Below are 19,564 nucleotides of genomic sequence, written 5' to 3' on the forward strand. Positions count from 1 at the left end.
GACCGTTGCCTACGACCGACCAGCGCCGTCTCGCGCTCCTGGCCGACTGCGGGAGCTGCTTCGGGCTGTGCTGCGTCGCCCTGCCGTTCGCCGCCTCGTCCGACTTCGCCGTCGACAAGGACGCCGGGCAGCCGTGCCGCAACCTCCAGGACGACTTCCGCTGCGCCATCCACGCCCGGCTGCGGCCGAGCGGCTTCGCCGGGTGCACCGTCTACGACTGCTTCGGAGCCGGGCAGAAGGTCTCCCAGGTCACGTTCGAGGGGCACAGCTGGCGCGAGCGTCCGGAGACGGCGCGGCGGATGTACGCCGTCTTCCCCGTCATGCGGCAGCTCCACGAGCTGCTGTGGTACCTGGCGGAGGCGCTGACGCTGGAGGCCGCCGGCGAGATCCGTCCCGCGCTGGCCGAGGCGTTCGACAGGACCGAGCAGCTGACCCGGCAGAGCGCCGAGTCGCTGGAGCAGCTCGACGTGGCGGCCCACCGGGCCGAGGTCAACATGTTGCTGCTGCGGACGAGCGAGCTGGTGCGGGCCGGGCTCGGCGGCACGGGGCGCAGGGGCGCCGACCTGGTCGGCGCCCGGTTGCGCGGCGCGAACCTGCGCGGCGCCGACCTGCGGGGGGCCTACCTGATCGGGGCCGACCTGCGGGGCGCCGACCTGCGCCGGGCCGACCTCATCGGGGCCGACCTGCGCGGGGCCGACCTGTCAGGCGCGGACCTCAGCACCGCCGTCTTCCTCACCCAGTTCCAGGTGAACTCCGCCGGCGGTGACGGCGCCACCCGCCTGCCCGCAGCCCTGACCCGCCCCACCCACTGGGCGGACGCGCCCACGGCCGCCCGCCGCCGTCCCACGGGCCGCCGCCGGCGCTGAGCCGGGCCGCGCTACGCGGACGCCGGTCCTGAATCACCCGACGGTGGCCGGGGACGTTCGGCGGACGCCCACAGGTGCTCGAACTGCTGCACCCAGTAGGTGAACCAGCGTTCGTGCCGCTCGCGCCGGAGGTCGAGGTGCATGCGGGAGAACGTCGACAGGTGGCCGGCCCCGTGCAGCTCGACGATGGCCCGGCCGTGCCAGGTTTCTGGGTCGAGGAGCACCAGGCTGAACCCCGGGTTATATGGATATAGGCGATATTCCATATTTCCGGAGACCTGCCAGCCGCTCATCCGCCGCAGCCGCTCGATCGTCGTGGCCAACGCCGTCGGCAGGCTCTGCACCTGGCCGTCCGACTCGTCCAGATGGCGGCTCGCGATGGTGATCGCCTCCGACCCGCCGGGGTCGAGCACGACCACCCGTACGGTGGCCTTCTCGTGCCGCAGGACGGACTCGCGCAGGGTCTCGCAGGTGAGCGGCGACAACAGGTTGGCGGCCGACGGCGCGAAGATCCGCACGTCACGGACGCCGTCGAAGAGGCTCGCCACGGGAGCGCCGTCGAAGCGCGAGCGATCCCCGAGCAGCTCGTGGCCGCCCCGCGGCCGCTCGGGCTGGGTGGCGCGGTAGAGCAGCACGCCGAGCCCGGCCAGCACGGCCGCCCACTTGGCGTCCTCCGGCAGCACGTCGCTGAGCGCGGAGACGGCGGCGAAGACGAGCAGCAGCAGGGCGACCACGTACGACTCGATGTACCTGCGCGCTCGGAGATCGGCCGTGACACGCCGCAAGAACCTCATCGCCACCACCCGCGGTTCGCCTGGCTTCATTCTCGCCGATCTCCGCCGTCGCGGCGCGGGCCACCGGCGATTCGGTCAGGTCTCGCTGTCCGATTCCACCGCCACGAGCGCGAAGGTCGCCACCGCGCAGGCCAGCAGGCAGACGACGCCGAGGCCGAGGACCAGGCCGGGATCGGCCAGGACGGCCAAGCCCCCGCCGATGACCAGCATGGCGGCCGCGAATCCCTCGAGCAGGCGGCGTCGCGTCTTGTGGGGGAGGGCGGGCGGGGACGGTACGCCCACGTCGGCGGCGGCGCCGTGGTCGAGCATGCCCCGCAGGAACAGCCGGAACAGCAGGACGAGCGAGGGCAACAGCACGATCGCCCCGCCCGCGACGGCGACGATGACCGCGAGCAGCGTCGACCTGCCCGCTGCGGCCTGCTCGACGGTGAGCCCAGGCAGCAGGAGCGGGCTCTGGGCCAGCGCCCAGCCCGCGACGATCGCCGCGACGGCGAGCGCCGCCGAGGCGCGGGCCAGGCCGAAGCGTTCGCGCCAGACCAGCATCAGGGTCGCGACCCCGGCCGCGCCCGAGATGGCGACCATGACGTTGCCGCCGCCGCTGGTGAGGCCCGCGAACAGCGACGGCGCGTCGAACCGTACGACGATGAGCCCGGCCAGCGCGAACGCGCCCGCGCAGCAGCCCGCCACGAGGGCACGGGTGCGGAAGTCGCGCTCCAGGGCCCAGGAACCCACCCGGCGCGCGTCGGCGGCGAGGTAGACGGCCGCGAGGTAGCCACCGGCCGCGACCGCGAGCCCGCCGATGAGGATCGACGTCGGGTTCAACCAGCTGGTCACCAGGTCGCCCGCCGCGTTGCCGACCGGCACGCGACCGGAGGCGATGCCGCCCGCGACCGTGCCCAGGGCGAACGGCGTCAGCATGGAGGAGACGGCGAACAGGTACTCGATCGCCCGCTCGCCGACGGCGCCTTCGATCTGCCCGCGCAGCGCGTACGCGAAGCCGCGCAGGATGATGCCCACCGCCGCGACGAACAGCGGCACCGCCAGCGTCGACGTGATCGAGCCGAAGGCCACAGGGTACGCCGTCCAGCACACGACCAGCACGAAGATCAGCCACACGTGGTTGGCCTCCCACACCGGTCCCATCGCGTGCCGCGCGTGATGCCGGATGGCGCTGTGCCCCGCCTCGCCGCGACCGGCGAACAGCGTCCAGAGCCCCGCGCCGAAGTCCGCCCCGGCCAGCACCGTGTACGCGGCCAGACCGGCGAGGATGAACACCATCGGGATCTCAGCCATCGCGGTCCACCTCGATCGGCAGCCGGCTGAAGCGGTGCAGCAGCCACCCGACACCGCCGGCGAGCCCCAGGTAGACCGCGATCAGCGTGCCGTACCCGATCGGTATCCCGGACGCGCCGGTGACCGCCTGGCTGGTCCGCATGATCCCGTACACGATCCAGGGCTGGCGTCCGACCTCCGTGGTCACCCAGCCGCAGATGAGCGCCACGACCGACAGCGGACCCGCCACCACGACCGCGCGGTAGAACCACGGCGAGCCGGGCAGCCGTCTGTGGCGCAACCGGACGTAGAGGTAGACGACGCTGAGCAGCGCGAGCAGCATCCCGATGCCCACCATGCTCTGGAAGGCCAGCCGTACGACGTTCACCGGCGGCTGGTCCTCCACCGGCACCGTGTCGAGGCCCGCGACCGTCGCGTCCGGGTCGTGGAAGGCCAGCAGCGACAGCAGGCGCGGGATCTCGACGCCGTACACGACGTCGCGGCCGTCGTACCAGCCGAGCAGGTGCTCGGGCGCGCCGCGGGTCGTGCGGGCCAGCCCCTCGAGCGCGGCCAGCTTCACCGGCTGGTGGTGCGCCACCTCGCGCGCCGCCCAGTCGCCGATGAACACCTGCAGCGGCGCGGCCACCGCCGCCGCCGACAACGCCACCGTCAGCGCCGTACGCCGGTACCGGTCGCGGCGGCCGCGCAGGAACCCCCACGCGTACGGGACGGCGAGCAGGAACCCCGCGACGACGAACCCGGCGACGTACATGTGGACGAACTCGTGCCAGAAGTAGCCGTTCCCGAACAGCGCCGACCACGGGCGAGCGTCGACCGCGCGGCCGTCCTGCGTCGTGAACCCGGTGGGGTGGTTCATCCACCCGTTCACGGAGATCACGAACAGCGACCCCATGACGCCCGCGAGTGCCACGGGAATGCCCGCGAGGAAGTGCAGTCGCGGGCGCAGCCGGTCCCACCCGTAGACGTAGATCGCGATGAAGATCGCCTCGATGAAGAACGAGAACCCCTCCAGCGTGAACCCCAGCCCGAACACGTTGCCGTAGCGGGCCATGAACTCCGGCCACAGCAGCCCCAGCTCGAAGCTGAGGATCGTCCCGGTCACCACGCCGATGGCGAACAGCCCCAGCATCACCTTCGACCAACGCCTGGCGAGCGTACGGAACAGCGGGTCGCCGGTCCGCAGGTGACGCCACTCGCAGAACAGGACCATCGCCGGGAAGGCGATCCCGAAGCACACGAGCGGGATGTGCACGGCCAGCGACAACGCCTGCATCTGCCGCGCCTGGAACAGGTAACCCGGATCGACCGGCGCGACCGCACCGCCGAGAGCCGCGATCGTCACGCTCACGCCGTCCTCACCTCACCACCTGACCGCCCGGACGGCCGTACCCCTCATTCAGACACCCCACGACCAGCTGAATGACGAAAACCCCCGACATGGAGCAAGTAACCGGATCAATACTATGAGTAACCTTTCGCCGCACACCGCAAGGCTCGCCGGACCAACACGCGTCTGGAGCGACCGGGATCAAGGTAATCTGCTGGGCGTATCGGTGATGCGGCCCGACGGGCTTCCGCCTCGGTAGCGGACACGCCCCCATACCGCACGAGTCTTTCGTGCTGCCTGGGGGTACATCCGTGGCCGTCTTCCGGCATTCGGCGGAAAGCCTGGTCCAGCTGGTGTCTGAGTCGGTGCCCGAACGGGTCCTCAGCGAGGTGATCGCCGAGAACTTACGGGCGACCCAGGGCATCAACCCGGGCAAGGGAGAACGCAGGTCCTGGGACCGAAGCATCCCCATCCTGGCGCGCGACCTGGTCGAAGCGGGCCTCGGCGGCGTCGAGATGCTCATCGAGTACCAACTGCCGCTGACCAGCAAGCGGGCCGACGTCATCCTCGCCGGACGCGACCGGCGGACGGGGGCTGACTCGTACCTGATCGTCGAGCTCAAGCAGTGGAGCCAGGCGGAGCTGTACGAGGACGACGCTGATCTCGTCCTGGTGCCGGGCATGGGTGACCGGCCCAAGCTTCACCCCGTGCTGCAGGTGCGCGGCTACTGCGACTACCTGGCCGACTTCGTCGGAGCGCTGGACCAGCACCGGGGCGCGGTCCGTGGGGTGGCCTACCTGCACAACGCCGGCGACCTGGACATCCACCACCTCTACGACCGCGTCGAGGACGAACGTACCCGGCTCTTCAGCAAGACGCGACGCGGCGAGTTCGTCGACTACCTCAAGGCGCAGTTCGCGCCCGAGCCGGGAGCCGCAGCGGCCGACCGCCTGCTCTCCAGCTCCATCCGGCCGTCCAAGCAGCTGCTCAGGGCCGCGGCCGGGGAGATCAAGAACCGTGACCAGTTCGTCCTGCTGGCCGAGCAGCGCCTTGCCTTCGAGATGGTCCTGCACGCGGTGGAGAAGGCCCGTGCCGGCAACTCCAAGCAGGTCGTGATCATCACCGGCGGGCCAGGCTCCGGCAAGAGCGTCATCGCGCTGTCCCTGCTCGGCGAGCTGTCCGACCGTGGGTACTCAGCCCTGCACGCCACCGGTTCACGCTCCTTCACCGAGACGATGCGGCGGGTCGTCGCCAAGGGGTCGAGCCGGATGAAGGCCATGTTCAAGTACTTCAACAACTTCATGACCGCGAGGCCCAACGATCTGGATGTCCTCATCTGCGACGAGGCACATCGTATTCGCGAGACCTCGGAGAACAGGTTCACCAAGGCTGACCGGCGGACGGGCCGGCCACAGGTGGACGAGCTCATCAACGCGGCGAGGGTACCGGTCTTCCTGCTGGACGAGCATCAGGTCGTACGGCCGGGGGAGATGGGGCGCGTCGCCGACATCACCGCCCATGCCCGCTCTCTCGGCCTTGCCGTGCACCAGGTCGATCTGGACGCCCAGTTCCGCTGCGGCGGCAGCCGGGCGTACGAGGAATGGGTGCTGCGCCTGCTGGGCCTGGACGGCGGCGGTCCGGAGGTGTGGAAGGGCGACGACCACTTCGCCGTCTCCCTCGCCGAGTCTCCGTACGAGCTGGAGGCCCTGTTGCAGGCCAGGCTCGCGGCCGGGTACTCGGCGCGGATCACCGCCGGCTTCTGCTGGCCATGGAGCAGCCCGAACGGCGACAGCCTGGTCGCCGACGTCCGGATCGGCGACTGGGCGCGACCGTGGAACGTCAAGGGCGACAGGGCCGTGGGGGACGCGCCGGCCAGTGCCTTGTGGGCCTCGTCGCCCGGCGGCTTCGAACAGGTGGGGTGCGTCTACACGGCGCAGGGCTTCGAGTACGACTGGAACGGCGTCATCCTCGGGCCCGATCTCGTCCACCGCGACGGCAGGCTGGTCACTGTGCGCAGCGCCAGTAAGGATCCCGCGCTGATGCGGAAAGGCGTCAGCGACGAACAGGCGGACCAGTTGATTCGCAACACCTACAAGGTGCTGCTGACCCGCGGCATGATGGGCACCGCCGTGTACTCGGTCGATCCTGAGACGCAGCAGTTCCTCGCGGGACTGCTGGAGACGGGTGCGTGAGCGACGGCTGGTCGGAAACTGGATTGCTGGGATCTGTGGGTGATGTCAACATTCCCGGATGAGCGAACAGGAACTGCAGCAGATCGAGGCGAACGTTCGGTTCGCCCTTGACCAGCTCGGGCCGTTGAGCGATGTGGAGTTCGGGCTCAACGAAGAGTCCGTCGAGTGGGTCGAGGGGTTCATCGAGCGTCAGCGTTGCCGGCCTGACTTCGATCTGGAGCAGGCCAGCGGGCTGGTGGGCGTGCTCGGCTCGTTCCTCGGGGCGTGCATCGCCTCCGCCACGGGCGGCAGGTGGCACAAGCTGGACCAGGACAGAGGGTGGGGCGTGCTCCTCCCGGACGGCAGCACGGTCTTCCCCGTCACGAAAGTGCGTAAGCAGTTCCGTGACGGCCTCGAGGGTGGCGAGACGATCACCAGTTTGTACCAGGTCGCGGTCGAGTTCGTCGCCACGGGGAAGTTGCAGGCGGCGAGAAAAGGTTCGACCGACCAGTGATTTCCACCCATGCGAAAGTGCCTGCGAAGGCGACGGTGATCCTTCAGGGCCACGGTCCGCCTGGCGCTCAAGGTGATCGATCGCATGGTGCTGCAGGTCTGGTGCTGGGGTCCTTCCGGCAGCGAGGGAGGAGCGGACGGCGTGAGATCAGCTGCGGCGGGCGTGCAGGGTGCGGGCGAGCTTGGGGCCTAGCCAGCGCTTGAACGCGCGCAGCGACTCCAGGCTGCCCGCCGCCTGGTCGAGCCGGTAGTACAGGCGCGGCGGCACGTGCGGGAGCAGCGGCGAGTGCCGCTGGCCGAGCAGCGCGAACATCTGCGCCGGCGGCAGGTCGACGTAGCGGGGCAGGTTCTCGTACCACTGGGCGCTGTAGCGGGCGGCGCTCTGCAGCGACAGGATCTCCGCCCTGCGCTCCCGTCCGTACGCGGTGAGGGCGTCGTCGAGGCGGGCGTGCTCGTGCAGCGTACGGGCCAGGGTGATGGCGTCCTCCAGGGCGAGTGTGGTGCCGGCGCCGATGGAGTAGTGCGTGGTGTGCGCCGCGTCGCCGATCAGCACGAGGTTGTCGCGGTGCCAGGTCCGGTTGGTCAGCGTACGGAAGTTGAGCCACTGCGCGGCGCCGTCGCTCGTCGAGCGGCCGATCAGCGGGTGGCCGTCGAGCGGTTCGGCGAACAGCCGCTCCAGCAGGGCGAGACCGTCCGACTCGGATGCCCGGTCGAGGCCGAGGCCCGTCCAGGTCTCCGGGGAGCACTCGATGACGCACGTGCTGTGCCCGTCGCTGAACCCGTAGCCGTAGCACCAGATCCAGCCGTGCGCGGTCTCCACGAAGGCGAAGGTGAACGAGTCGAAGACCTTGGTCGTGCCGAGCCAGATGTACTTGTTGCGGCCGTGCGTGATCCGGGTGCCGAAGTGGTCGACGTGGTCGCGCCGCAGCACGCTGTTCACCCCGTCGCCGGCCACGACCAGGTCGGTGTCGGGCAGGTTGCTGCGGCCGGCGATTCCGTTGCGGTACTCCAGGCGTACACCGAGGGACGCCGCCCGCACGCCGAGGATCTGCAGCAGCCGCCGCCGGCCGATGCCGTGCCCCTGGTCGCCGGGGTGGACCGTGGTGGCGCCGCGGATGTGCGCGACGCCGTCGCTCCACCGGACCGACTCCTCGCTGATCGCCCTGGCCGACTCCGGGTCACCGGCCCGGAGTTTGTCGAGCAGCCCGCCCCAATAGGTCACCCCCCAGCCGTACGTCGCCCCGGCCGGGTTCCGCTCGTACACGGTGATGTCATGGGACGGGTCCCGCAGCTTCATCAGGATGGAGAAGTACAGGCTGGCGGGTCCGCCGCCGACGCAGGCGACCTTCACAGGAACTCCCGGTTGATGACCTCAGGCACATGATCGGCTACTGATGGTAGTCGATCGAGGTCATCCTCCCGGGTGATCCGACACGCGTGGTCCGTCCGGATGTGCAGGTCAGCGGTGCTCTATGACGTCCGGACGCGGCGCATCAGCAGGTGGCCACGGCGGAACCGTTCGTCCTCCAGCGGTTCGCGCAGCATCCGGGCCACCTCGACGAACTCCTCCCCGCGGGCCAGGTCGGCCAGGGCATCGATCGGCCACCGATAGGCCGTGGTGACCCTGTGGTCGAACGGCTGCACCGGATCGCCTTCCGACTCGAAGAAGCCGAGCAGGAGGTGGCCGCCCGGGGCGATCACCCGGCGGAACTCGGCGAAGTACGGCGGCAGCTCCGACGGCGGCACGTGGATCAGGGAGTACCAGGAGAGCAGGCCGCCCAGCTCGCCGTCGGCCATGTCCATGGCGGTCATCGAGCCGAGTTCGAAACGCAGGCCGGGATGCTCCCGGCGGGCGATGTCGATCAGCGCGGGGGACAGGTCGATGCCGAAGGCGTCCAGCCCGAGATCGCGCAGGTGCGCCGTCATGTGCCCGGGACCGCAGCCCGCCTCGGCGACGGGCCGCGGCCCGTCGGTCCGTACGAGTTCGGCGAACACGGCGAGGATCGCACGATCGACGGGCAGGCGGTCGAGCGAGCCACGGGTGAAGTCCGTGTACAGCTGGGCGACGGCGTCGTAGGCGGCCGCCGTCTCGGTCAGGTAGGGGGAGGTTTCGGCCATGGCGGACGACTGTAGCTCATCGGGTGGCGGAGGTGATCGGTCATCGCGCCGGCTTGCCCACCGGCCCCTACCGCGTCGGCTCGGGTGCGAGGGGCGGGCCGTCGGGGAGGCCGCCCACGTCGCGCCAGGTCGCCAGGAAGTCCTCCGCCACGGCGCACGAGCCCGCGTACGGGCCGTCGGGATGTTCCAGCGCCAGGGCGGTCAGCTGGGTGACGCGTTCCTCGACCAGGGCGCGCGCCGACACCGCGTCGGAGATCCTGCGTGACTGTTCGGCCACGTAGCCGATCGTGGCGCCGGCGCCGCAGACGAAGTCGGCCAGCGTCATCACGCCTCGCTCCCGAAGCACGCGCAGCCCGTCCGCCGTGTACGGCACGTTCGCCGCCGGGGCGACCACGCGGGCGCGTACCGAAGCGGTGCGCGAGGCGCTCAGGGTGCCGGTCCGCGCGCCGGGCACCAGCACGTCGGCCGCCACCTCGTACAGCGCCGCGGCCGGCAGCACCGGCAGGCCGAGCCGGCTCACGCAGGCGTCGCCGTGCTCGGCGCGCAGCTCTTCGAGCGCGGCGACGTCCAGCCCGGAGGGGTCGGTCACGCAGCCGTGCAGGGTCGACAGGGCGACGACGCGCGCGCCCCGCAGCACGGCCTCCCGCGCGACGGCGCCACCGACCTTGCCGAAGCCCTCCACCGCGATCGTCCGCCCGTCCAGGCCGCCGAGCGCGGTCTCCGCGGCGGCGACCACCCCCAGGCCGGTCACCACGGTGTCGACCAGTTCCCCGCCGACCTCCTGGTGCATCACCGAGTCGGTACGGTAACCGGGCAGCGGAGCGAAGTCCTGCGTCCGCGTGCCGAGGTCCGAGGACGTGAGGAAGACGCCCTCCTTGACCAGCGGAGTGATCTCCGCGCAGTAGCGGGCCACGGTGTCCGCGCGGTGCTCGGCGTCGGCCCGCAGCACCGCTTTGGCGCCGCCGATCCGCTCGCCGAGCACGGCCAGCTTGTACGTCATCGCCCGCGCCAGCAGCCCGGCCTCGCCGGGGGTGACGTCGGGGGCGAGGCGCGTGCCGCCCGCGCTCGTCGGGCAGTCCAGGTCGAAGGCGATGTGCCCCTCCACCGAGGCGAGTTCGACGATCCTCATGTGCGCACTCCTCATGTCCGCCGGCCATGTGATGACCACGCCTGCCGACCAATCTCGACGCGAACCGGCCACGTGTCCATGGCGGAACCGTCGAGAAACATGGTTGCCTTCGCAAACCTAGGCGTCCTAGGTTTGGACCTAGTATCCCTAGGATTGGGGAGCGCGCCCGTGGCTACGGAGCCGGCCGCCTCGCCGCGCACGGGCCCCATGTCCCCCCACCACCCCGTACCAGAGGAAGAAGCATGAATCCGATCACCGAGCGCGACATCCGTGGTTCCTTCGTCAACTGCTCGAAGGGCGAGGCGCGCAGGCTCGGCCTCCCGCGTGACCTGGCCCGCACGCCCTGGCCCGACCTCGACTTCCTCGGCTGGCGCGATCCGGGGGCGCCCGAACGCGCCTACCTGGTGGCCGAGCGCGACGGCGGCCTCGTCGGCGTCTCCCTCCGTCCCGCCCAGGACGTCCGCAGGAGCTTCACCAAGTCCACCCTGTGCTCGGTGTGCGTGACCCAGCACCCCGGCACCGGCGTCGCCCTGTTCGCCGCGCCCCGGGTCGGCGCCGCCGGACGTCAGGGCAACACGGTGGGCGTGTACATGTGCTCCGACCTGGCGTGTTCCCTCTACGTGCGCGGCAGGCGACAGGCCGAGCCGGGCGAACGGTTCGAGTCGCTCACCGTCGAGGATCGCGTCGCGCGCGCGGTCGCCAACCTGGACGCCTTCCTGGACCGGGTCCTCGACGACACCCTGGCCGGCGCTCCGCTGTAGCAGGCGACGCCCACCAGGGTCCGAACTCCGGGGGCCTGGCCTGAGCGTCGCTCGTCACCTGGACGCCTCACCGTCCTCAGGCGGCTCCACCGTCCTGGAGGCGGCGGCGTGGCAGGCGCCGAAGCCCTCCGCACGCAGCACCGACCTGCCCGACACGACCCGGACGGCCACCTCCGTCATGTCGCCGCTCTCGGGCACACCGGCGGCCGCCGCCATCGCCCCCGACTCGTCGTAGACCACCCGCAGTCGTGGCCAGGCCGGGCGGGGGAACGCCTGCCGCAGGCAGGTGGCCGTCGCGGCCACCACCAGCCGGGCCAGCGGGAACAGTTCGTCAGGGCTGCCCGTCACCACAACGACCGTGATCTCGGTGCCGGGAGGCGCGGCGCGCACGGCCTCCTCCGCGGCCGACAGCCGATGCAGCCCCAGCACCGCCACGACCCCGTCGCGGGTCGGGCGCGCGGGCTCGCCGGTGACCGCGTCGACAGCCTCGGGAGGCGTCCATGGCTCGTCGGTCGCGCGTACGTCCGGAATCATGGGCGCGACGAACCAGGGGTCGCCCGCGTCGAGGTCGGCGAGCCCCTCGCACACGCGGATGACGTCGAACGGGTCGACGAACCCCGGCGCCGCGGCGGCGAGCTGCCCGGCTCCCTGCAGCACGGTCAGCGCGGCCTCGGCGATCCGCACCAGACGCCCGCCGGGTTCCCTGGGCGGGCGCAGCTTCTCCAGGGCGAGCCCCAGCAGCACCGCGTTGAGCTTCATGAGCTGCGCGTACGGCTTCTGGGTGAGCTCGTCGGCGAGGATCTCGGGGATCACGTCGACGCCGAGCCGGCTGGGCGCGCGCCCGTCCTCGGTGGCGAGCGGCAGCCGGGTCACCCACGCGCGCGCCACCTCGCGCAGCGCCTCGCGTACGGTGAGCGCCGGTTCGGCGGGCGGGTTTACCGGGGCGCGCTCGGCCAGGTCGGCCAGCACGGCGAAGTAGAGCGCCCGCTTGCTCGGGAAGTTGGAGTAGACCGCCCCGCGCGTGAGCTCGGCGCGGTCGGCGATGACGTCGATCTTGGCGTCACGGAATCCGCTCCTGGCGAACTCGTCCCTGGCCGCCGCCAGGACCTTCGCGCGGTTCCGCTCCTGTGCCTCCGCCCTGCTGAGCCGGGCCATCGTCCTCCTCGTTGCCGTGCGGGTGAAATCCAGGATACCGTCAACATTCAAATGATGAGATCATCCGAAATTACGGAGCAGGCCATGGGCGACGTCCCCGAGATCGACCTGACCGACCCGGCGGTGCTGGGAGACCTGCCCGCGGCGTACGCGCGGGCCCGGGAGCAGTCGCCCGTGGCGCGGCTGGTGGCGCCCGGGTTCGGCCCGTTCTGGGCGGTGACGCGGCACGAGGAGGCGCGCGCGACGCTGGCCGACCCGCGCCTGGAGATCAACGAGAGCAGCTTCATGCGTCCCGACGTGCCGGAGCACTGCCTGCGCTACATGCGCACGATGTCCGAGATGAACGGCGCCGAGCACGCCCGCCTGCGCAGGCTCGTGGCGCCCGCGTTCACCCCGCGCCGGGCCGCCGCGTTCGCGCCCCGCATCGAGGCGATCGTCGACCGCCTCCTCGACGAGCTCCCGGACGGGGACTCCGTCGACCTGCTCGCGCACTTCGCGCGCCCGCTGCCGATGGAGGTGATCTGCGAGCTCGTCGGCATCCCCGCCGAGGACCGTCCGCGCTGGCGCGAGTACGGCGCCGCCGTCGCCGCCGGCCACGGCGACGGGTTCCGCGACGCCATCCCGGCGATCATGGAGGGCGCCCGGGCCGCCGTCGAGAAGGCCAGGTCAGAGCCGGGCGACGACCTGATCTCCAGCCTGCTCGGCCTCATGGAGGAGGACGGCGACCGCCTCTCCGACGACGAGCTCGTCACCCTCGTCTGGCATCTCGTCCTGGCCGGGCAGACGCCCACGAACCTCATCGCCAACGCCGTCGTCACCCTGTTCGCCCATCCCGGGCAGCTCGCCGCGCTGCGCGCCGACCCCGGGCTCATGCCGCGCGCCGTCGAGGAGCTCCTGCGCTGGTGCGCCCCCGCGCTGCTCACCGTCCCGCGCTTCCCGCGCGAGGACGTCGAGATCGGCGGCGTGACCATCCCGCCCGGTCAGCCCGTGACCGTCACGACGGCGGGGGCCAACCGCGACCCGCGGGTGTTCGCCGACCCCGACACGTTCGACATCACCCGGGAACCGGCGCCGCACCTGGGGTTCGGGCACGGGCCGCACTTCTGCGTGGGTGCGTCGCTGGCGCGCGTCGAGACAGGGGTGGCGCTCGGCGCGCTGCTGCGCCGGTTCCCCGGCCTCGCGCCGGCGGGGGAGACGCCGTACCTGCCCGACCCAGGGACGCTGCGGGTGGCGTCCCTGCCCGTCACGCTGCGGTCATGAGCGCCAGGCACGGCGAGCCGCGCTGCTCGTTCTGCGACAAGGCCCAGGACGAGGTGCGCCGGCTCATCGCGGGGCCGGCGTCCGTCTGCATCTGCGACGAGTGCGTGGCGGTGTGCAAGGAACTCATGGCCGAGGAGGACGCGGCCGCGCCCCGCCCGGCCGCCGACCTCCCGCGGCCGCGCGAGATCCACGCCTTCCTCGACCAGTACGTGATCGGCCAGGACGAGGCCAAGCGCGCGCTGTCGGTGGCCGTCCACAACCACTACAAGCGCGTCCGCCGTCCGGTGAAGGAGGACGATCCCGTCGAGCTGGGCAAGTCCAACATCCTGCTCGTCGGGCCGACCGGCAGCGGCAAGACGTACCTGGTGCGGACGCTCGCCCGGCTGCTCGACGTGCCGTTCGCGGTCGCCGACGCCACCGCGCTCACCGAGGCAGGGTACGTCGGCGAGGACGTCGAGACCATGCTGCTCGGGCTCGTCCGGGCGGCCGGCGGCGACCTCGCGAAGGCCGGGACCGGCATCGTCTACATCGACGAGATCGACAAGATCGCTCGCAAGGGCCGCGACCACCCGTCCGTCACCCGTGACGTCTCAGGCGAGGGCGTGCAGCAGGCGCTGCTGAAAATCCTCGAGGGCACCGTCGCCAACGTCGCGCCGCAGGGCGGCAGGAAGCAGCCGAACCAGGAGTTCCTCCAGTTCGACACGACCAACGTGCTGTTCATCGCGGGTGGCGCGTTCGCCGGGCTGGAGGAGATCGTCGAGCGGCGGGTGGCGCACCGGGGAGCGGGCTTCGGGGCCACGCTCGGCTCACGGGACGGCGACCTGCCGGCGCACGTCATGCCGCAGGACCTGCTGGCGTACGGGCTGATCCCCGAGTTCGTCGGCCGCCTGCCGGTCGTGGCGGCGCTGCGTCCGCTCGACCGGGACGCGCTCGTCCGCATCCTCACCGAGCCGCGCAACGCGCTGACCGAGCAGTACCGCAGGCTGCTGGAGCTCGACGGCGTGGAGCTGGTCTTCGAGCAGGACGCGGTGGCGGCCGTCGCCGAGCAGGCACTGCTGCGCCGCACGGGCGCGCGGGCCGCCCGCGCGATCCTGGAGGAGGTGCTGCGCGACGTCATGTACGAGATCCCGGGCCGCGACGACGTGTCCCGCGTCGTGATCACCCGCCGCACGGTACTCGACAACGTCAACCCCACCCTCGTCCCCCGCGCCCACCCCGGCCCGTCCCACCACGAGAAGTCGGCCTAGATCGTGGACGCGAAGTTCGCTGATCATCTGCGGGCACAGCGAAGCGCGTCCAAGATCGGTTTGTGAAGACTGAGCTCATCTCATCCTCGGGCGACTTCGTAGTTCTGCAGGACGGCGATGGCCTTGCACAGGTGCCCGGTCTTGAGCGGGCAGCAGCGGAGCTTGCGCAGGATGCGCCAGGTCTTGAGCTGGGCGACCCGGACCGCGCAGACGGGCGTGTGATCGGTTGGCCCGCTTCTGTGGCTCGGGCTTGTTCTTGCCCTTGTACGGCGTGATGACCGGGCCGGTGATCAACCCGTTTACCAGGAGCTCTGCCACGTCATCAGGCCAACGCCCCACCCGCGATCATGCGGTGATCAGCCCCCGCCAGCGGCGGATGAAAAGGGGTCACTCTCTATGGCCATAAACCAAACGACAGCAGAGCTGGCGAACGACCAGGCGCGGGCATTCCGGCAAGGTTCGCAAGGCGCGGACGGGTCAGGCTCCGGCTTCTCGAACGCTGCGACCGCGTTCGCCGCTTATGGCCGTGGCTCCCGCCTTCAGATGGCTTTCGAGGTACGGCATGATCGCTGTGGCCGTCCTGCGATGACGAGCAGCCGGCATCCTTGGCAGGAGGCCTATACCTGATGTTTCGAAGTACCTCGATCGAAGCCATTGCCAGAGCGGTGGACGCTATTTAGCATTCGGCTGAATGCGTTCGTGTGAGACCCTGGCGAGGGATGGAGCGGTCAGTGTTGGTGGAGCCTTCAGAAGAAGCTAGGGAGCCGCTCTTTGCTCACCCTAACAGGAACAGGGAAGAGAAGCAGTCACGATTTGTGCTCAGGGCGGTGACACGATATCTGAGCGCCGCCGCTTATCTCGACGGGAAGTTTCGAGAGCAGGTTCTGGAGGAACTACTCACAGATCCCCATCGAGCAGTGGCTCGGTCCCTGGACGGTTGGATATTGAGCCGGTCCTACGACACTGCTTACGCGCACGGCGGATTATGGCCGTTCGGGACCTTCTCCTCGCGATCGCCCTGGTCGGCGGTCTAATGCTTGAGCCGCTATCCGTGGTGCTGCTGCTGGTGCTCTTTCTACTTGTTACGCCGCCCGTGCCGAAGCTGATCAGGAAGTTATCCAACGGAAAGCGCATGGGAGCTTACATCGTGGCCGTAGCTGCTCTTGTTGTGATTATCGCCTGGTCTGTACTGCAAGTTGGGGAAAGTGTTGGGCTTGCTGTGGATCTGCACGGCACGGTGTGGAGAGCTGTTGAAACGGGAGGTGTGATATTCGGCGCCGGGGCTAGCGTCTACGGCGTGCTCTCCGTGGCCGTGTTGGTTGCGTTCCGCATAGTCCTCGTACGAACTATCAGTTGGCACCTGCGGGCGGGTAAGTCAGTGCGACTTCCTAAAGTCTATGGTCGGCGCGCTCGCCGGCGGATTCTGTACTTGTCTGCAGCGCAACATGGAAATATCACGCTTTATTCCACGAAGAGCGAATCGGGCGATGACGATGACGATTATGCTCGCCAATTTATTCGATCGCCTTTCAATATGCTCCCGGACGACCCGGCTTTCCTTGGGGCGGGACCGGTTGCGCGTGTTTGGTCGATAAGTGCAGAGCTGGATCGCCAAGGAGGAGAAGGACGCGTCGAGGAGCCTATAGATATTGATCCGGTCGAGCTGCATGCCTTCGTCACGAAACGCTTGGAAAGTATGCGCGATCAAGTCAGGAACGAATCGGAAAGTATTCGCGGCCTGACTACTCACCACCACGTGATCGCTCGAGGACTGATCGCTAGACCCGGTGCTTCAAGTCGTGAGAGCAAGTCGCAGTCCCTTGTGGACCAGCGCTGCTGGCTACCTTATTCAGTGGCGTCTGATGAAGCCGTGAACGCGCTCATTCGCCACCCACAGGCAGGACTTCGCCACTATCGATTGGTCATGGTCGGTTCAGAGCGAGGTGGTGTCACCGATGCGACCGGCCGCCAGATCGCCGCCGAGGAGGACCAAGAGGTGGTGATCTCTGCATTCATCCACTTGGCGGTAGAAGGTCGGATGCTTTATACCGAATTCGTGTCGACCGTGCTCCCGCCTGTCCGACCAGAGTTCCATGTTGTCGATCAGATGCCGAGAGGGCCGCTGGCCTATATCGTCAAGATTCCGGTTACGCCGCTGCGCTCTTTCTTTGGGGTTTTGTTAGGAGCTCCGGTACGGTTTATATCAGTTCTTTTGGGTGGTTTGAATTTTCATGCGATTGTGCATGTTCCCCGCTTTCAGGTCATGTATGACTACGGCGCCCACAAGAGCGTCCGGGAGCTTGGTGCGCACGATGAGCTTTCCTTCACCCAGCGATTGGATGCATTCAAGTACACCAAAATCATTAGCCAGAGATTGACCGAGGCTGTAGTCGACTTCCTTCAGTGTAAAGGTGTGAACACGGAGAGCTTCCGCCAGCAGGCTTCCTCAATCATCACTACCACGTCTATCAATATTTATGACAGCCAGTTCGGTGACCAGGTAGCGATCGGAAATGCCGGGCCAGTGAATCAGAGCTCCGCACGACCTCAAAGTCCATCAGGAGGGCAAAGTGGCGCAGGAACCTAAGCGTGACGCAGGAATTAATATCTCCGGCAGTAGCTTCGGGAACCAGACGGCGATCGGGAACCAGGGGCCGGTTGTCCAGTCAGGCCACCTCGCTCAGCACCCCGCACAGCAGGCGGTGGATCGACTCGTCCGTCTTGTGATCAAGCATGAGGAAGAACTTCCCCCCGCAGAAGCCAGGCTGGTTCGCCGAGATGCTGAGGAGGTGCAGGCAGAACTCCGAGAGGCGAATCCCGACACCGGAAGGATTCAGGATGCCTTGCGGCGTATCAGCAACCGTGCAGCGACCGTCCTCCCTGTAGCGGGAGGAGCCGCAGAGGTTCTTGGCCTCTTCTTGTCGTGATCAACGAATCGTCGGCGGCGAAAGTAATCACCGTGCGGCAAAATCGGTGGCTCGTGCAGTCGTCAGGGTCGCTTCAAACGGAGTGAATCATAACCCCTTTTCATCCGCCGCTGGCGGGTGCTGATCACAGCATGATCGCGGGTGGGGCGTTCGCCTGATGACGTGGCAGAGCTCCTGGTAGACGTTGATCACCACAATCCATCCGTCACCACCAGAAGCTTTAGATTCAGCCGCGATTCTGTCGGTGCGGCTTGCCACCATGGCCCGCATGACGACAGATCCCTTGGCCCCGTTCCTGTGGCTCGACGTGCCCGAGATCACGGGCGGCGGCATCCTGGGTGTGATCTACAGCGTGGCCTTCTTCCGCGGGCTCGACCCGGCCGAGGTGGTGCGCCGCTTCAGCCGTGGCGACGACTCCGGCGTCGAGTCCGGCTACGAGGTCCTCGACGAAAAGGCCCTCGACTTCGTCGAGGAGACGGACGGCGGGAGCGGCGGCGGCCACGTGGGCGTCTTCCGGGTCGGCGAGTGGTCGGTGGCCGTCGAGCCCCGGGGCTGGATGGCCACCGACCATGAGGTTCTGGGGGAGCTGTCGAAGGGCTGTGAGGTGGTGGCGGTCACTCGCCACGACTACGCCGCCGAACACTCCTTCGAGTACGCCGTCGACGGCACGATCGTCACCGGCTACCTGTTGGGGCACCCGTACCACCGTGGCGGCGCCGACCCCGACCAGTTCAACGGGTTCATGCGCGAGCTGGGCATGGGGCTCGACGTGCCCACTGACAAGGCGGCGTGGGACGCCTCGTGGGAGGCCAACTGGCCCAACTCCGTGGCGAGGGCTTTCGCCCTGGCGGCGAAGGTGACCGGAGTGCCGTTCACACCCGACCTGCTCGACCGCCCGATGCTCGTGGGCACGATGGCGGAATGGTGACCGGCTCCACCGGAGACCTCTCCCGGCCGGGCCTTACATGGCGGGGCTTTCGCACGGCCGGACCTCCGCACGTGACCAGGTCTCCGCACGGCCGGGCCTCCGTAGGTGCTCTGCCTCTGCACGCGGCCGAGCCCCGCGCGCGGCCCGGTCAGGTGCCGCGTAGGGCTGACTCGGCGAAGTGGTGGGCGGGTTTGGCGAGGCGTTCGTGGAGTTCGAAGAAGATGTCGGCGGCGCGTACGCCGTTCCAGTCGTCGGGGAGCACCTCCAGGGGCAGCCCCGGGTCGGAGTAGGGGAGGCGGCGCCAGTCGGTCAGGGCGGCGACGTAGTCGGTGAACGCCTGGGCGGGGTCGATGCTGTCGCGGGCGCGGTAGCCCTCCAGGATCGGCTCGTAGCGGTCGAGGAACTCCTGGTGGAGCGCCTGGAGGCGGGTCAGGTCCCACCAGGCGGCGACCTGCTCGGCGACGTCGGCGTAGGCGACGTGCCGCACCTCGAAGAGGTTGACGTACGTGCTCAGGCCGTGGCGTTCCAGGGCGTCGTGCGTCTCGTCGAGCAGGTGGGCGGGGGCGATCCAGACGCCGGCGGCGACCGTCCCGAACCCGAGCCACGACAGCCGCGAGCGCAGCTGGTGCCGCTTGTCGCGCTCGGTCTCCGGCACGCTGAAGACGGCCAGCAGCCAGCCCTCGTCGGTGGTGGCCCGCCGTCGCTCGAAGATGCGCCGGTCGCCTTCGCGCAGGATCTGGTACGCCTCCTCCGACAGCGCGTAGCCCGCGACGCCGTCCGCCTTGGCCGAGGTCAGCAGGCCGCGGCGCTTGAGACGGAAGATCGCCGACCGCACCGAGGGCGCGTCCACCCCGCACTGGGCGAGCATCCGGATGAGCGCCGCGATGCTCATCCAGCCGCCGCCCTCGCGGGCGTAGAGCCCGTACACGGTGACGATGAGCGCGCGCGGCTGCCGGCCGCGTCCGGTGAGGTCGTCCTCGTCCGCCATGCCGTGCACCCCTCCGTGCTCGTGCGCGCCCGATGACACGCGGTCACCCGAAATCAGCCGCCGTCATGATAGCCAGAGATCTTCACA

At 69.3% G+C, this 19,564-nt stretch carries 16 protein-coding genes and 1 pseudogene; 8 read left to right on the plus strand and 9 right to left on the minus strand.

Annotated elements, in window-relative coordinates:
• Positions 1–5: 5 nt before the first annotated feature.
• Entirely contained in the window at positions 6–866 is an 861-nt protein-coding gene (locus BLR04_RS17315; protein ID WP_245740304.1) for a pentapeptide repeat-containing protein, read from the plus strand.
• A gap of 11 nt (positions 867–877) precedes the next feature.
• Here BLR04_RS17315 and BLR04_RS17320 read toward each other — a convergent pair whose 3' ends face one another.
• From BLR04_RS17320 to BLR04_RS17330, 3 genes are all read right to left on the minus strand, one after another.
• Positions 878–1,660: a hypothetical protein gene (locus tag BLR04_RS17320; RefSeq protein ID WP_143022072.1), complete on the minus strand. Its 783-nt coding sequence runs from the start codon at positions 1,658–1,660 to the stop codon at positions 878–880.
• 75 nt (positions 1,661–1,735) lie between these two features.
• A complete protein-coding gene (locus BLR04_RS17325) occupies positions 1,736–2,953 on the minus strand; it encodes a cytochrome d ubiquinol oxidase subunit II (RefSeq protein WP_090765781.1) in 1,218 nt (405 codons plus the stop codon).
• Positions 2,946–4,301, minus strand: a complete 1,356-nt coding sequence (locus BLR04_RS17330; protein ID WP_218129020.1) for a cytochrome ubiquinol oxidase subunit I — start codon at positions 4,299–4,301, stop codon at positions 2,946–2,948. The genes BLR04_RS17325 and BLR04_RS17330 overlap by 8 nt, the downstream gene beginning before the upstream one ends.
• Positions 4,302–4,633: 332 nt before the next feature.
• On the opposite strand from BLR04_RS17330, the gene BLR04_RS17335 reads away from it, so the two are divergent.
• Both BLR04_RS17335 and BLR04_RS17340 read left to right on the plus strand, forming a co-directional pair.
• Positions 4,634–6,472 carry a DUF2075 domain-containing protein gene (locus BLR04_RS17335; RefSeq protein WP_245740305.1) on the plus strand — a complete coding sequence of 613 codons (1,839 nt, stop codon included), beginning with the start codon at positions 4,634–4,636 and terminating at the stop codon, positions 6,470–6,472.
• 58 nt (positions 6,473–6,530) lie between these two features.
• On the plus strand, positions 6,531–6,965 hold the full coding sequence (locus BLR04_RS17340; protein WP_090765788.1) for a hypothetical protein: 435 nt from the start codon (positions 6,531–6,533) through the stop codon (positions 6,963–6,965).
• Positions 6,966–7,112: 147 nt separating this feature from the next.
• Here the strand turns inward: BLR04_RS17340 and BLR04_RS17345 are convergent, their stop codons facing one another.
• The 3 genes from BLR04_RS17345 to BLR04_RS17355 form a co-directional block, all read right to left on the minus strand.
• Positions 7,113–8,315 (minus strand): FAD-dependent monooxygenase, encoded by a 1,203-nt coding sequence (locus BLR04_RS17345; protein WP_176903136.1) that lies wholly within the window; start codon positions 8,313–8,315, stop codon positions 7,113–7,115.
• Between the two features lie 119 nt (positions 8,316–8,434).
• Complete coding sequence (locus BLR04_RS17350) at positions 8,435–9,082, minus strand: class I SAM-dependent methyltransferase (protein ID WP_090765791.1); 648 nt, start codon at positions 9,080–9,082, stop codon at positions 8,435–8,437.
• Positions 9,083–9,149: 67 nt separating this feature from the next.
• A complete protein-coding gene (locus tag BLR04_RS17355) occupies positions 9,150–10,211 on the minus strand; it encodes a Glu/Leu/Phe/Val dehydrogenase dimerization domain-containing protein (protein ID WP_176903137.1) in 1,062 nt (353 codons plus the stop codon).
• A gap of 242 nt (positions 10,212–10,453) precedes the next feature.
• On the opposite strand from BLR04_RS17355, the gene BLR04_RS17360 reads away from it, so the two are divergent.
• A complete protein-coding gene (locus BLR04_RS17360; protein ID WP_090765796.1) occupies positions 10,454–10,972 on the plus strand; it encodes an FBP domain-containing protein in 519 nt (172 codons plus the stop codon).
• A gap of 54 nt (positions 10,973–11,026) precedes the next feature.
• On the opposite strand, the gene BLR04_RS17365 is transcribed toward BLR04_RS17360, so the two are convergent.
• On the minus strand, positions 11,027–12,127 hold the full coding sequence (locus tag BLR04_RS17365; RefSeq protein WP_090765801.1) for a TetR/AcrR family transcriptional regulator: 1,101 nt from the start codon (positions 12,125–12,127) through the stop codon (positions 11,027–11,029).
• Between the two features lie 51 nt (positions 12,128–12,178).
• On the opposite strand from BLR04_RS17365, the gene BLR04_RS17370 reads away from it, so the two are divergent.
• Together BLR04_RS17370 and clpX are read left to right on the plus strand one after the other, a co-directional pair.
• Positions 12,179–13,387 carry a cytochrome P450 family protein gene (locus BLR04_RS17370; RefSeq protein ID WP_245740306.1) on the plus strand — a complete coding sequence of 403 codons (1,209 nt, stop codon included), beginning with the start codon at positions 12,179–12,181 and terminating at the stop codon, positions 13,385–13,387.
• Entirely contained in the window at positions 13,384–14,634 is a 1,251-nt protein-coding gene (gene clpX, locus BLR04_RS17375) for an ATP-dependent Clp protease ATP-binding subunit ClpX (RefSeq protein WP_090765806.1), read from the plus strand. The genes BLR04_RS17370 and clpX overlap by 4 nt, the downstream gene beginning before the upstream one ends.
• A gap of 80 nt (positions 14,635–14,714) precedes the next feature.
• Here clpX and BLR04_RS17380 read toward each other — a convergent pair.
• Positions 14,715–14,913: pseudogene (locus BLR04_RS17380) on the minus strand (IS5/IS1182 family transposase); the annotation flags it as partial.
• A 772-nt stretch (positions 14,914–15,685) separates the two neighbouring features.
• Between BLR04_RS17380 and BLR04_RS39730 the strand changes: the two are divergent.
• Both BLR04_RS39730 and BLR04_RS17385 read left to right on the plus strand, forming a co-directional pair.
• The gene (locus tag BLR04_RS39730) at positions 15,686–17,221 is read left to right on the plus strand and encodes a hypothetical protein (RefSeq protein WP_143022074.1); all 1,536 of its coding nucleotides are present in this window, start codon (positions 15,686–15,688) and stop codon (positions 17,219–17,221) included.
• Positions 17,222–17,829: 608 nt separating this feature from the next.
• Positions 17,830–18,489, plus strand: coding sequence for a DUF6461 domain-containing protein (locus BLR04_RS17385; protein ID WP_090765808.1), 660 nt, complete (start codon positions 17,830–17,832; stop codon positions 18,487–18,489).
• Between the two features lie 148 nt (positions 18,490–18,637).
• On the opposite strand, the gene BLR04_RS17390 is transcribed toward BLR04_RS17385, so the two are convergent.
• Positions 18,638–19,516, minus strand: a complete 879-nt coding sequence (locus BLR04_RS17390; protein WP_245740307.1) for a PaaX family transcriptional regulator — start codon at positions 19,514–19,516, stop codon at positions 18,638–18,640.
• Between the last annotated feature and the right edge of the window lie 48 nt (positions 19,517–19,564).

This window comes from Nonomuraea maritima (genome assembly GCF_900100395.1).
Taxonomy (GTDB): domain Bacteria; phylum Actinomycetota; class Actinomycetes; order Streptosporangiales; family Streptosporangiaceae; genus Nonomuraea; species Nonomuraea maritima.